Annotated in this window: 11 protein-coding genes; 3 read left to right on the top strand and 8 right to left on the bottom strand. The window is 73.2% G+C overall.

Annotated elements, in window-relative coordinates; translation table 11 throughout:
• Positions 1–376: 376 nt before the first annotated feature.
• The 4 genes from ACZ7MX_RS12245 to ACZ7MX_RS12230 form a co-directional block, all read right to left on the bottom strand.
• Entirely contained in the window at positions 377–1,690 is a 1,314-nt protein-coding gene (locus ACZ7MX_RS12245) for a CynX/NimT family MFS transporter (RefSeq protein WP_472131490.1), read from the bottom strand.
• 99 nt (positions 1,691–1,789) lie between these two features.
• Positions 1,790–2,521, bottom strand: a complete 732-nt coding sequence (locus ACZ7MX_RS12240; RefSeq protein ID WP_472131489.1) for a FadR/GntR family transcriptional regulator — start codon at positions 2,519–2,521, stop codon at positions 1,790–1,792.
• A 293-nt stretch (positions 2,522–2,814) separates the two neighbouring features.
• Positions 2,815–4,356, bottom strand: coding sequence for a diaminopimelate decarboxylase (gene lysA, locus ACZ7MX_RS12235; protein WP_472131488.1), 1,542 nt, complete (start codon positions 4,354–4,356; stop codon positions 2,815–2,817).
• Between the two features lie 14 nt (positions 4,357–4,370).
• Positions 4,371–4,766: an SAV_915 family protein gene (locus ACZ7MX_RS12230; RefSeq protein ID WP_472131487.1), complete on the bottom strand. Its 396-nt coding sequence runs from the start codon at positions 4,764–4,766 to the stop codon at positions 4,371–4,373.
• A 536-nt stretch (positions 4,767–5,302) separates the two neighbouring features.
• Between ACZ7MX_RS12230 and ACZ7MX_RS12225 the strand changes: the two genes are divergently transcribed.
• Positions 5,303–6,223: a MerR family transcriptional regulator gene (locus ACZ7MX_RS12225; RefSeq protein ID WP_472131486.1), complete on the top strand. Its 921-nt coding sequence runs from the start codon at positions 5,303–5,305 to the stop codon at positions 6,221–6,223.
• Here the strand turns inward: ACZ7MX_RS12225 and ACZ7MX_RS12220 are convergent.
• Positions 6,174–7,259 carry a LysR family transcriptional regulator gene (locus tag ACZ7MX_RS12220; protein ID WP_472131485.1) on the bottom strand — a complete coding sequence of 362 codons (1,086 nt, stop codon included), beginning with the start codon at positions 7,257–7,259 and terminating at the stop codon, positions 6,174–6,176. The two genes, ACZ7MX_RS12225 and ACZ7MX_RS12220, sit on opposite strands and share 50 nt — an antisense overlap.
• Positions 7,246–8,838 carry an MFS transporter gene (locus ACZ7MX_RS12215; RefSeq protein ID WP_472131484.1) on the bottom strand — a complete coding sequence of 531 codons (1,593 nt, stop codon included), beginning with the start codon at positions 8,836–8,838 and terminating at the stop codon, positions 7,246–7,248. The genes ACZ7MX_RS12220 and ACZ7MX_RS12215 overlap by 14 nt, the downstream gene beginning before the upstream one ends.
• Before the next feature lie 215 nt (positions 8,839–9,053).
• Here ACZ7MX_RS12215 and ACZ7MX_RS12210 point away from each other — a divergent pair, with 215 nt between their 5' ends.
• On the top strand, positions 9,054–10,085 hold the full coding sequence (locus ACZ7MX_RS12210) for an Lrp/AsnC family transcriptional regulator (protein ID WP_472131483.1): 1,032 nt from the start codon (positions 9,054–9,056) through the stop codon (positions 10,083–10,085).
• Positions 10,082–10,945 carry a rhomboid-like protein gene (locus tag ACZ7MX_RS12205; protein WP_472131482.1) on the top strand — a complete coding sequence of 288 codons (864 nt, stop codon included), beginning with the start codon at positions 10,082–10,084 and terminating at the stop codon, positions 10,943–10,945. Before ACZ7MX_RS12210 ends, ACZ7MX_RS12205 begins: the two co-directional genes overlap by 4 nt.
• Positions 10,946–11,061: 116 nt before the next feature.
• On the opposite strand, the gene ACZ7MX_RS12200 is transcribed toward ACZ7MX_RS12205, so the two are convergent.
• Both ACZ7MX_RS12200 and serS read right to left on the bottom strand, forming a co-directional pair.
• Complete coding sequence (locus tag ACZ7MX_RS12200) at positions 11,062–11,892, bottom strand: HAD family hydrolase (protein WP_472131481.1); 831 nt, start codon at positions 11,890–11,892, stop codon at positions 11,062–11,064.
• The gene (serS, locus tag ACZ7MX_RS12195; RefSeq protein ID WP_472131480.1) at positions 11,889–13,199 is read right to left on the bottom strand and encodes a serine--tRNA ligase; all 1,311 of its coding nucleotides are present in this window, start codon (positions 13,197–13,199) and stop codon (positions 11,889–11,891) included. Before serS ends, ACZ7MX_RS12200 begins: the two co-directional genes overlap by 4 nt.
• Between the last annotated feature and the right edge of the window lie 193 nt (positions 13,200–13,392).

The raw sequence follows: 13,392 nt of genomic DNA, 5'->3' as shown, positions 1-13,392 counted from the left end.
GCCGAGCCGTTCCGCCGTCGGGGCCCGCCGCCGGTCCGTTGCCGTCAGGGCGGTGACCGCCTGCCGTCCGCAGCCTGTCTTGGTGCCGCCAGTGCGGTGGCTGCCTGCCGTCCGCTGCCCGCCGCCTGCGGCTTGCCGGCCGCCACCCGCCACCGCCGCTCGCCGTTTGCCGCCTGCCGTCGGCTCGGTGGCTACCTGTTCGGTGGCTACCTGTCGTCCGTTGCCCGTCGTGTGCCGTCGGGCCCGACGCGGGCGCTCGCCGTCAGGTCGTACTTGGGCTTGCCCACAGGCGTGCGCGCGCCCGCCGTCAGGCCGTAGGCGGGGAGCGTGCCCACCGGCGGCGCCGTGCTCGTCAGGGTGGGCTCGGTGTACGTCGTCAGGGTGTGTACGTCGCCGTCTCCCCGATTCGGCGGTTGCGGCCGGCGCCCATGGCGAGCAGGGCGAGGCCGGCGCAGACGGTGAGCAGGAGGAGGAGGGGGACGGTCCAGCCGTTGGTCGTCTGGTGGACGGCGCCGAGGGCGAGGGGGCCGACGGCGGCGAGGAGGTAGCCACCGGTCTGCGCCATACCGGAAAGGCGGGCAGCCGTATGCGCGTCGCCGGAGCGCAGCACCATCATCGTCAGGGCCAGCCCCAGCGCGCCGCCCTGCCCGACGCCGAGCAGCGCCGCCCACAGCCAGGCGCCCGCCACCGGCGCCATGAGCAGTCCGACGACGCCGCAGGCCATCAGGGCGGACACCGCCACCCCCAGCAGCCGCTGCCGCCGCATCCGCCCCGCCAGCACCGGCACCACGAACGAACCGGCCATCTGCAGCAGCGTGCTGAACGCGAAGACCAGCCCCGCTTCGCCCTTGCCCATCCCGTGGTCGGTGAAGATCGTCGGCATCCAGGCGATGACCACGTAGGCGACCAGCGACTGCGAGCCCATGAACAGCGTGACCTGCCAGGCGAGCGGCGAGCGGGCGAGCTTCGGACCGCGCTCGACCGGGCGGGCGGTCGTGGCCGCGGCGGCGCCGTGCCGGGTGCCGCGCCGCGCCGGCACCGCCTGCGGAATCCAGACCACCGCGGCGACGGCAGCCAGCAGCGCCCAGGAGACCAGCGATCCCCGCCAGCCGCCGAGCGCGCTCTCCAGCGGCACGGCCGTGGCGGCGGAGACGGTCGCGCCGAGGATCATCGCGGTCGAGTACAGCGCCGTCATCCCGGCGGCCCGGTCCGGGAAGTCCCGCTTGATCAGGCCGGGCATCAGCACGTTCAGCAGGGCGATGGCCGCACCGACCACCGCACAGCCGGCGAACAGCGCGACCACCGGCGGCGCGATCCGCAGCACGATGCCGCCGCACAGCGTCACCAGCGCCCCGCAGAGCACGGTCTCGGTGCCCCAGCGCCGGGCCAGTACGGGTGCGACGACCGAGCCCAGTCCCATGAAGACCAGCGGAATGGTGGTCACCAGGCTGCTGATCGTGGCGGGCAGATGGAAGTGCGTGCCGATCTCCCCGAGCAGCGGCGAGACTCCGGCGAGCGCCGCCCGCATGTTGAGTGCGGCGAGGACGATCCCGGCCAGCACGAGCGCCGGATGAACGGTCCGCAGCCGGCGCCGGGCCGCGGCGACCGCCGGTGCCGCGACGAGATCCTCCTCGGCGTCGATCAGCCGAGCGTCCGGGCTCGACGGAGCAGCGGGTCGGGGTCCTGACATGCGTACGTACCTCGCCAAGCGTTACGGGAAACGGAGAGAAGAAAGGGGGAGCGGGGTGGGGCGGGGAGACCGTGGGGAGAGGGGAGCCAGATCCTGGGGTCAGGCGTGCGGGGCAGCTGGGGGTGGCTCGCCGAGCAGGGCTTCCACGGCCCGTTTCGGTTTCTCCAGCAGATCGCGGGTGGCCCGCTCCGCGGCGTCCGGGTCGCCCGCGGCGATCGCGTCGAGAACGGCGCGGTGGTCGCCGTGCACGATCTTCGGCATCGCCTGGTCGTCCAGCGCGCTGACCAGCGCCTCCCTTACGGAGCTGCTGAACCAGCCGTAGGTCGCGGTCAGCGCGGTGTTGTGGGCGGCGTCGACAACGGCCTTGTGGAAGGCGATGTCGTGATCGGCGTAGAGCTCCAGGCTGCCGGAGCCGGGCTGCCCGGACGCGTCCGCCAGCTCGGCCTGGGCGTCCAGGGCCGCGCGCATCCGCTCCAGATCGTCCGGGCGGTGCCGGAGCGCGGCCAGCCGGGCGGCCTCCGCCTCCAGCGCGATCCGCAGCTCCAGGACGTCGCGGATGCCGGCCCGCCGGACCCCGCGCAGGATGTCGCCCGGGTCCGCGGTGGAGACGACGAAGGTTCCCTCGCCCTGCCGCGAGCGCAGCATTCCGGCGTGTACGAGGACCCGGACGGCCTCCCGCACGGTGTTGCGGCCCACCTGCAACTGCCCGGCGAGCGCGTGCTCGGTGGGGATCCGCGAGCCGACCGGCCACTCCCCGGCCGTCAGCTGGGCCCGCAGCGCGTCGACCACGGTGTCCACGAGGGATTGCCGTCCCGCCGCCTGCAGTGCCATGTGCGTGCCTGTGCCTTTTCCCGTTACGGGACCGGGCGTTCCTGTTACTCGTCCGGGCACGGTGGGCCCAGGCCAGTTGCCAGTTGCCCAGTCATCCTACAAATATCGGTTCATGGTACACGGAAGTCGCGGGGGCATGCCTGCCTCGGCCCGGGCCCGGGGCATGCCCGGACCCCGGACCCAGCGACGCGCAGAGAACGGAGAACGGAGAACGGAGAGCGGAGAGCGGAGAGCGCGTGCCAGGAGCGATCCCAGGCTTCCTGCCCCTTCCCGCCCTTCCCGCGCTTCCCGCCTCAGAGACCGATATCGCGTTCCTGGATGTCCGCCAGGGATTCGCGGCGGACGAGGAGGCGGGCGGTGCCCGAGGTGACCGCGACGACCGGGGGGCGGCCGACGAGGTTGTAGCCGGAGGCCATGGAGAGGTGGTACGCGCCGGCCACGGGCACGGCGAGCAGATCGCCGGGGCGGAGGTCGCCGGGCAGCCGGGCGTCGGCGGCCAGTACGTCGCCGGCCTCGCAGTGCCGGCCGACGACGGTGACCCGTTCCGGGGCGGCCGACGAGGACCGGCCGACCAGCCGGGGCGCGTAGCGCACCCCGTACAGCGCGGGCCGTGGGTTGTCGCTCATCCCGCCGTCCACCGCCACGAAGAGGTGCGTCCCGGTGCGTTTGACGGACAGCACCCGGTAGAGGACGACTCCGGACGGGCCGGCGATCGCGCGGCCGGGTTCGACGGCGAGCCGGGGCACCGGCAGACCGGCCGCCGCACAGCCGCGTACCAGCTCGGCGCGGATCCGGGCGCCGAGCGCGGCGATGTCGAGCGCGGGCTCGCCGGGCCGGTACGCGACGCCGTGCCCGCCGCCGAGGTCCAGCTCGGGCAGCGTGACACCGTGCTGTTCGCGGATCCGTGCCAGCAGGCCGACCAGCCGCCGTACGGCCGACAGGTACGGCTTGACGGTGGTGATCTGGGAGCCCAAGTGACAGTGCAGGCCGGTGAGTTCGAGGCGCGGTTGGCCGAGGACCCGGGTGACGGCGTGCTGCGCGGAACCGTCCGCGATCGACAGCCCGAACTTCTGGTCGTCGGTCCCGGTCCGGACCTTGGCGTGACCGCCCGCGGCGATTCCCGGGACGACCCGGATCAGCACCTTCTGGCGTGTACCGGCCGGGACGGCGGCGGCCAGCCGGGCGATCTCGGAGGTGGAGTCGATGACGATCCGCCCCACGCCGAGGCGGAGCGCGGCCCGGAGGTCCGCCGGACTCTTGGCGTTGCCGTGCAGCACGATCCGCTCGGGCGGGAAGCCGGTGGTGACGGCGAGTTCCAGTTCGCCCGCGGAGCAGACGTCCAGGCCGAGGCCCTCTTCGTGCACCCAGTGGACCATGGCGCGGCAGAGGAATGCCTTGGCCGCGTAGAAGACGTCGGCGTCGGGGAAGGCCCGGAGGTAGGCGCGGCAGCGGTGGCGCACCTCGTCCTCGTCCACCACGTAGGCGGGGGTACCGAAGCGGTCGGCCAGTTCCGTCAGCGGGACGCCGCCGAGGGTGAGGTCACCGGTGCCGTGCGGCAACGTGGAGCCGGGCCAGACGGAGAGCGGGTCGGGCGGTGGGGCGGGGAGAGGATCGGGCACCGGGACAGGCACCGGATCGGACAGCGGATCGGGCAGCGGGGCCCTCAGACGGTCGGTGGGGGCCGGTGCTGGTGCGGGTGCGGCCGCTGGTGCCGCCGCCGGGGTGGCGAGGGGCCCGGCGGTCGCGGGCGTCGGGGCGGTGAGGGGGCCGGTGGTCGCGGCCGGTGCCGGGGTGGCGGGCTCCTGGGCGGTGCGGGGCAGGGTGTGGTGGCTCATGGCGTTCGCCCCTCTCAGACGGCCCGCAGGCGCGGCGTACGGGACGCCTGGGCCAGGTGCGAGGCGCCCGCTGTCCGGGTCGCCTGGGGCACGCGTGGTGCGCCCGGGGCGTGGGTGGCGCGGGGTGCCTCGGGGGTGAGACGGGGATCGACGGTCAGGACCGTCGCCCCGAGGGGCTCGGCCAGCGCCCGCAGGGCCGGCTCGGAGAGCCTGACCCACGGCTGGCCGCCGCCGAGGGCCGCGGCGAGGCGTTGGGCCGAGGTGAAGCCGACGGCGGTACGCCCGCCGAGCGGAGTGCGGAACAGGCGGGCCGTACAGCCCGCGGGGCCCGACCGGACGGGGACGAACAGAGGCCCGGCCGGGACGCGATCGGAGGGCTCGGGATCTTCCGCGTAGAGATGGTGGGACACGGCGTTGCTCCTAGAACAGGACATCGGCGGCCCCGGACCGGTGGATGACGATGCGTGTGCCGGGGCTCGGCTCTGCCGACGCTATGCCCGGAGAACGGGCCCCTCCGCCGGATGCTGACGCGTCATTGACGAGTTGTGGACCCTACTTGACGCGATGCTGCTGCCCGGTGGCCGATTGTGGGACAGGAGTGACGCTGTGGATCCGGACCAACCGCCGCTCGTTCCGGACCAACCGCCGCTCGTTCCGGACCAACCGCGTTCGTTCCGGGCCAACCACCGCTCGTTCCGGGCGAATCGCTGCGCGTTCCGGCCGAACCGCCGCTCTTTCCGGGCTGAGGCCGGCGCGTTGCGGGCCGACTGCCGGGGCTCGTTGCCGGCCTACTACCGGGACGCCCCGGGCCGTCTGCCGACTCGTTCCGCGCGGGCGCGGCAGGGTGGGCCACCGCCGTCCCCATCGGGTGGACCGTCCGTCCCCCATCGGGTGGACCGTCGCTCTTGACCTTGACACTGTGGAAAGCACTCCACTGGAAGGCGTCATGTTCAGCATCGGAGATTTCGCCCAGTACGGCCGCGTATCGGCGCGCATGCTGCGTCACTACGACGCGCTCGGGCTGCTGTGCCCGGCCCGTACCGACCCCGTCACCGGATACCGCTTCTACGAAGCGGCCCAGCTCGCCCGGCTCAACCGGATCATCGCCCTCAAGGACCTCGGATTCAGCCTCCAGCAGGTGGGGGCGATCCTGGCCGAGGAGGTGAGCGTGCCGGAACTGCGCGGCATGCTGCGGCTGCGCCGGGCGGAGCTGGAGGCGACGCTGACCGCGGCCGGCGAACGGCTGGCGCAGGTCGAGGCGAGGCTCCGTTCCATCGAGAGTGAGGGACACATGTCTGCCGACGATGTGGTGGTCAAGCCGACCGGGACGGTACTGCTCGCGGAGCTGAGCGGGACCGCCGCCAGTTACGGTCCCGAGGACATCGGCCCGGTGATCCAGCCGCTCTACACGGAGCTGTGCGCACGCCTGGACGCGGCCGGCGTCACCCCGGCGGGACCGGGTCTGGCGTACTACGAGGATGTGCAGGGAAGCGCGACGGGGGACGAGCCGGGTCCCGGTGCCGTCGTCGTGCACGCCGGGCTGACGGTCACCGCGGAGGCGCTGGCCAGGGCCGGAGCCCAGCGCGGCGGGACGGGTGCGCCGGCCACCGGCACCCCCACCGCGACCGGCCTCGGCTTCGACGTGGTCGCGCTGCCCGGGCTGGAGTGCGCCGCCACGGTGGTGCACCGCGGGCCGATGAGCCGCATCCTGCCCACCGCGCAGAACCTGGCGCACTGGATCGACGCGAACGGCTACCGCTCCGCCGGATACGCCCGCGAGCTCTATCTGGAGTGCCCGCCGGACCAGGAGAAGTGGGTCACGGAGATCCAGGAACCGGTGGTGCGGGCCGCCCCAGAGACGCCGTGACGGTCTTGGCGAACGCCACCGCCGCCGGGCTCAGGGCGTCCCACTGACGCACCGCCCACCCCGTGGCGAGCGGCGGCAGCGCGGGGATCGGGACCAGCCGCAGGGACGGGTGGGCGGTGGCCCGGAGGCCGGGGAGCCGGGGGACGACCGCGGGGCCGACGCCGAGTTCGGCCAGCAGCAGGGCGGTGTCCCAGTCGGCGACGCTGGTGGTGCTCGGCGGTGGCACGGCGCCGGAGCCCTCCCCGTGAGGGGGCTCCCGATGACTGTGGTGCCCGTCGGAGTGCTGGTCGTGGTGTTCGTCGGAGCGAGGGCCGAGGCGCTCATCGAGTCGATGGGTGTGGGGGCCGTCGAGCTGATGGGTGTGGGTGCCGTCGAGCTGATGGTTGTGGTGCTCGTCGAGTCGATGGCTGAGGTGACCGTCGAGCCGCATGCGGGAGGTGGAGTTCTCCGGCAGCCGTATGTGCCGGATGCCGGCCAGTTCCTCCGGCTCGATCCGCTCCCGGGCGGCGAGCGGATCACCGCTGCGTACGGCGAGCACCCACGGCAGTCCGATCACCGGGTGCTGCTCGATGCCGCGCACCGGTGGACCGATGGTGATCCAGGCCAGTTCGGAGTCGCCGTCCGCCACCGCCTCGAAGCAGCGGCGGCTCGAACTCTCCGTCCGGAACTCCAGGTTGACGTGTGGATGGCGGCCGCGGAAGGCGACCACGGCCTCGGACATGAAGTGCCGTACGGTCGTCGCGCCGGTGGTGATCCGTACGGTGCCGCCGTCGCCCGCCCGCAGATCGCCGAGTTGTCGTAGCGCCAGGTCGAGCCCGCTCAGGCCGTCCGCCGCGGCGCGCTGGAGGATCCGGCCGGCCTGGGTGGGGGCGACCCCGCGCGGCCGGCGTTCCAGGAGCCCGATGCCCGTCTCGCGTTCCAGGCGCTTGATGCGCTGGCTGACGGCGGACTGGGTGCAGCCCAGGTCACGGGCGACGGCGCTGAGATTGCCCGTCTCGCAGACCGCCACGAAGGCGCGCAGATCATCGAGAGTCACCCGGGTACGCTACGCCGCGCCATGCGCCGTCGACCGCGCGCCGCTGCCGGACGACCGCCAGCACCAGCAGGCCGGCCGCCACGGCCACCAGCCCGGAGATCACCACGATGTCCCTCAGACCGGACACGTAGGCGGCGTTGACGGCTTGCCGGGAGACGGCCGGGTGCGCGGCGGATCCGCGTACGCCGTGCAGTGCGTCGGCGAAAACGGTGCCGAGGACCGCGATGCCCAGGGCGTAGCCGAGCTGGCGGAAGGTGTTGACCGCGCCGCTGGCCATGCCCGCGCGCCACGGTGGTGCCGCGCCGAGCGCCGCCGATACCAGCACCGGCATCGCCATCCCGATGCCCACCCCGCTCACCGCGAGACCGGGCACCAGCGTCGCCCAGCCGGGGCCGGGGCCGGGACCGGAGCCGGAGCCGGTTCCGGAGGCGGCACCCAGCAGCGCCCAGTGCAGCAGGGCACCCGCACCGGTCAGCAACAGACCGATCCCTACCGGGAGTTGGGGTCTCATCCGCTGCAGGTGTCGGCCGCCCAGTGCGCCGACCAGCAACGACATCACCGCCATCGGCGTCACCGCGAGACCCGCCTGCACCGGGCTCAGCCCGAGGATGTTCTGCACCCACAGCCCCACGAACGTCAGGTACGGGAACGCCGCCGCCTGCAGCAGGAGCGCCGCCGCCAGCAGCGTCGCGAACGACGGCCGGCGCATCAACCCCAGGTCGAGCAGCGGCCGGCGCACCCGCCGTTCGATCACGAGGAACGCCGCCAGCGCCAGGAACGCCACCGCCAGCGAGCCCAGCGTCCCGGCCTCCGACCAGCCGCGTTCACCGCCGCGGATCAGCCCGTACGTCAGCGCGCCCGCGCACACCGTGAAGGCTGCCGCGCCCGGCCAGTCGATCCGGGCGGCGCGGGGCGTCCCGCCGGCCGGGTCCGTCCGAGGCCGGGGGAGGTCGCCGTAGGACTCGGGGACCCGGCGCAGCGTGATCACCGCCGCGACCGCGGTCAGCGGCAGGTTGACCAGGAAGATCGCTCGCCAGTCGACGTACTCGGTGAGCAGCCCGCCCAGGACGGGACCGATCGCGGCCGCGGCGCCGCTGGTGCCACCCCAGACGCCGAACGCCACACCGCGGTCCCGGCCCTGGTAGGAGGCCATCAGCAGCGGGGTGTTGGTGGCGAACATCGCCGCCGCGCCCACGCCCTGGACGGCACGTGCCGCGATCAGCACGCCCGGGCCCGGTGCGAGCCCGCAGGCCAGCGAGGCGAGCGCGAACAGGGCCAGCCCCGCTACGTACAGCCGGCGCCGCCCGAAGAGGTCGGCCGCCGAGCCGGCGACCATCAGCAGCGCGGCCAGCGCCAGCGCGTAGATGTCCATCACCCACTGGAGCGAGCTGAAGGAGGCACCCAGACCGTCGGCTATCCGGGGCAGTGCGGTGCTCACGATCGTCACGTCGACCAGCAGCAGGAAGTTGCCGAGGGTGATGGCGGCCAGCGGCCACCACTTGCCGCGCCGGCCGGAACCCGCGGCGCCCTCGGGTGCCACGCCACCGGCAGGCCCGTGGAGTGCCCCGTGCCCGTGCATGCCTGGTTGTCCTCCGCCGGGTCCGTGGGGCGCACCGTGCCCGTGCGTGCCGGCTTGCCCTCTGCCGGGCCCGTGGGGTGTGCCGTGTCCGTGCATGACTGCTTGTCCTCTTTCTCCGTCGCTTCGATGGCGACCCCACGGTCGGTTCCGCACCCGTCTGTCCTCCAGCCACCGCGCTCCCGGCGGCGCAATCCGACCCGCGCTAGCCTCGGACGGTGAAAACCGACGGGAAGCCCGGCGCGGGTGGTGGCGGTTTCGACGCCCTCGACCGCCGGCTGGCCCATGCGCTGCAGCTCGACGGCCGCGCGCCGTTCAGCCGGATCGCGGAGGTGCTCGGGGTGTCCGACCAGACCGTCGCCCGCCGCTACGGGCGGCACCGCACCAGTGGTGCGCTCAAGGTGCTGGGGCTGTCCGACGCACGGGCGTTGGGCGAGGTCGAGTGGATGGTCCGGGTGCAGTGCGCGCCAGAGGCCGCGGTCACCGTCGCCGAGGCACTGGCCCGCCGCCCGGACACCTCGTGGATCTGCCTGATGTCCGGCGGCACCGAGATCGCCGCGGTCTGCCGGGCGGCCAGCAGCGACCACAGCGACGCCCTGCTGCTGGAGAAGCTGCCGCGCACCCCGAGCGTGGTCGGCATCACCGCACACTGCCTGCTGCACGAGTTCTGCGGCGGTCCGCAGGGTCTGATCAGCAAGTCCGGTGCGCTGACGGACGAGGAGGCCGCCCGGTTCGGCCCGCCGCCCCCGGACGTCGATCCGGCGGCCGAACCGGTGGTGCTGGGCGACGCCGACCGACGGCTGTTCGCCGCCCTCGCCCGGGACGGCCGGGCGCCGCTGGCCGAACTCGCCGCCGTCACCGGCTGGTCACCCACCACCGTCCGCCGCCGGCTCGCCGAACTGCGCGCGACCGGGGCGCTGTATTACGACGTCGATTACGACCTGCGGAAATTCGGGTACGGCGTGATGGTCGCCCTCTGGCTGTCCGTCGCCCCCGCCGAACTCGCCGCGGCCGGCGCGGCGTTGGCGGAACACCCGGAGGTCGCCTTCGCCGGCGCCACCACCGGCCCGAACAACCTGTTCGCGTCGGTGCTCTGCCGGGACGTCCGGGCCCTCTACACGTACCTGACGACCCGGGTCGCGGCGCTGCCCGGCGTACGGACGATGGAGAGCGCGCCCCGCATCCGGCAGATCAAGGGGCCGGGCCCGCTGGTCGCCGGCTCGCCCGCGGCCCGGGGACGCCGCCGATGAGGGCGCTGGTGCGGCTCCTGCTGGAGCCGCCGCGCGAGCCCTGGGCGCGCCGCGCGGACAACCCCGTGGCCTGGGTGAAGAACTGGGTCAGGTCGTCCCCCGGAACCCACATCTGGCTGCTGATCATCGGCGTCACCAGCCTCGTGATCGCCTCCGCCTCGGAGGGACTGGGTCAGTTCCTCATCCACCGCACCAGCAGCAACATCCACGAACTGAATGAGCATCCGCTGCCGTCGCTGCTGATCAGCGGCTTCTGGATCGAGAACCCCGGATCGTTCCTGCTGTACGTCGTGATGTTCGAGCTGGTGCACGCCAACGTCGAGCGCTGGACGGGCAGTTGGCGCTGGCTGCTGATGGTCGGCGGGGCACATGTCGCCGCGACCCTGGCCAGCCAGGAACTCGTCCTGCTCGCCATCGAGGGGCACCAGCTGCCGCGCTCGATGACGCACGTCGTCGACATCGGCGTCTCGTACGGCCTGGCGGCCGCCGCCGGCGCACTGACGTACCGACTGCGGTCGCCCTGGCGCTACGGCTATCTCGTCGGCGTCCTGGCCTTCTTCGCCATCCCCCTGACGACCGGCGCCACCTTCACTGACTTCGGCCACGCCATTGCACTGACCATGGGCTTCGCAGCCTGGCCGTTGACCCCGGCGGCGGAGGCGGCGGGGGAAGCGGAGGGAGAGGGGGAGGGAGCTGGCGCGGGGGAAGAGAAGGGAACGGGGGCCGAAGCCGACGCGGGGCGAGAGGGGGGAGCGGGAGCCGACGCGCGGACCGAGGGAGCCACCGCGGGGGAAGCGGGCGGCGGGAGTGGGGAAGAGGGCCGCGGCGGCAGGGAAGAAGGCCGCGAGGCTGGGCGTTGAGGGTTCAAGGGGCCTTCGGAACCCCTACGGGTGGTTCGAACAGATCCCGTAGGGGACGCGAGCGCCCCCTCGGGGCCTCAACGCGGCAGCAGGGGACGGTATTCCAGGCGGGAGACTCAAACCCCGTACAGCCGCTCCAGGACCACCGCGATGCCGTCGGCCTCGTGGGAGGTGGTCACCTCGTCGGCGATCGCCTTCAGTTCGGGGTGGGCGTTGGCCATGGCCACGCCGTGGGCGGCCCAGGCGAACATCGGGATGTCGTTGGGCATGTCGCCGAACGCCAGGGTCTCCTTGGCGGTGCGGCCCAGGCGGCGGGCGGCCAGGGACAGCCCGGTGGCCTTGGTCAGGCCCAGCGGCAGCAGTTCGACGACGCCGGGGCCGGCCACCATGATGCCGACCAGGTCACCGGCGACCTGGCGGGCGGCCGCGGCCAGTGCGTCGTCGTCCAGCGTCGGATGCTGGAGGTAGACCTTGTTGATCGGGGCCGCCCAGAGCTCGCCGGGGTCGTCGAGCATGACGTTCGGCAGCGGGCCCGCCTGGACGCGGTAGCCGGGGCCGACCAGCACCTCGCCCTCCAGGCCGTCCCGGCTCGCCGCCAGATACAGCGGGCCGACCTCCGCCTCGATCTTGGACAGCGCGAGACCGGCCAGCTGGCGGTCCAGCGTCACCGAGGTCAGCAGCCGGTGTTCGCCGGCGTGGTAGACCTGCCCGCCCTGGCCGCACACCGCGAGCCCGTTGTAGTCCAGGGCGTCGAGGATGTGCCGGGTCCAGGGCACCGCACGGCCGGTGACGACGATGTGCGCCGCGCCCGCCGCGGTGGCCGCGGCGAGCGCCTGGCGGGTGCGCTCCGAGACGGTCTCGTCCGGGCGCAGCAGCGTCCCGTCGAGGTCCGTCGCGATGAGCGTGTACGGCAGGGGCGGGACGTCCGCCGGAGCTGATCCGGTCACTTGGCGCCGGACTCCGGGCGACCGGCGACGGGCTCCAGCACGGTCCGGCCGCCGAGGTAGGGGCGCAGCATCTCGGGGACGCGCACCGAGCCGTCGGCCTGCTGGTGGTTCTCGAAGATCGCCACGATGGTGCGCGGGACGGCGCAGAGCGTGCCGTTGAGGGTGGCCAGCGGGCGGACCTTCTGCTTGCCGTCGGCGTTCTCGCGCATGCGGACGGAGAGCCGGCGGGCCTGGAACTCGTCGCAGTTGGAGGCCGAGGTCAGCTCGCGGTACTTGCCCTGGGTCGGGATCCACGCCTCGCAGTCGAACTTGCGGGAGGCCGAGGCGCCCAGGTCACCGGTGGCGACGTCGATCACCTGGAAGGGCAGCTCCAGGCCGTTCAGCCACTGCTTCTCCCACTCCAGCAGGCGCTGGTGCTCGGCCTGCGCGTCCTCCGGCGCGACGTAGGAGAACATCTCCACCTTGTCGAACTGGTGGACCCGGAAGATGCCGCGGGTGTCCTTGCCGTAGGTGCCGGCCTCGCGGCGGAAGCAGGGCGAGAAGCCGGCGTAGCGCAGCGGCAGCTGGCCGGCGTCGACGATCTCGTCCATGTGGTACGCGGCGAGCGGGACCTCGGAGGTGCCGACGAGGTAGTAGTCGTCCTTCTCGAGGTGGTAGACGTTCTCGGCGGCCTGGCCGAGGAAGCCGGTGCCCTCCATGGCGTGCGGGCGGACCAGTGCCGGGGTCAGCATCGGCACGAAGCCGGCCTCGGTGGCCTGCGCGATGGCGGCGTTGACCAGCGCGAGCTCCAGGAGCGCGCCGATGCCCGTGAGGTAGTAGAAGCGCGAGCCGGAGACCTTGGCGGCCCGCTCCACGTCGATGGCGCCGAGCGCCTGGCCGATCTCCAGGTGGTCCTTGGGCTCGAAGCCCTCGGCGGCGAAGTCGCGGACCGTGCCGTGCGTCTCCAGGACCGTGAAGTCCTCCTCGCCGCCCACGGGTACGTCGGGGTGGACGAGGTTGCCGAGCTTGAGCAGCAGCTGCTGGGTCTCTTCCTTGGCCTCGTCCTGCGCGGCGTCGGCGGCCTTGACGGCGGCGGACAGCTCGCCGGCCTTCTTCAGCAGCGCGGCCTTCTCGTCGCCGGTGGCCTTGGGGATGAGCTTGCCGAGCGACTTCTGCTCGGCGCGCAGCTCGTCGAAGCGGACGCTGGACGACCTGCGCCGCTCGTCGGCGGAGAGCAGTGCGTCGACGAGTGCGACGTCCTCTCCACGGGCGCGCTGGGACGCGCGCACACGGTCGGGGTCCTCACGGAGCAGGCGAAGGTCAATCACACCCCCAGGCTACCGGGGTCAGGCCCCGCGCTTCGACGCGATATTCCCCGGCATTGCAGTTTGTCCGGTTTGAGAGGTTTATTCCGTTGGTGGGGTGCGGTAAATCCGCCGGGGAATTCCCGCCCATTCGCTCGTCTTCGCTACCCTTCGCTGCCCTCGTGATCTTCTGGAGGGTGACTGGGGGACCGTCCGG

This window comes from Streptomyces sp. NPDC107765 (assembly GCF_055657085.1).
Note: the sequence above shows the minus strand (reverse complement) of the source record. Positions and strands in the feature narration are given on the sequence as shown.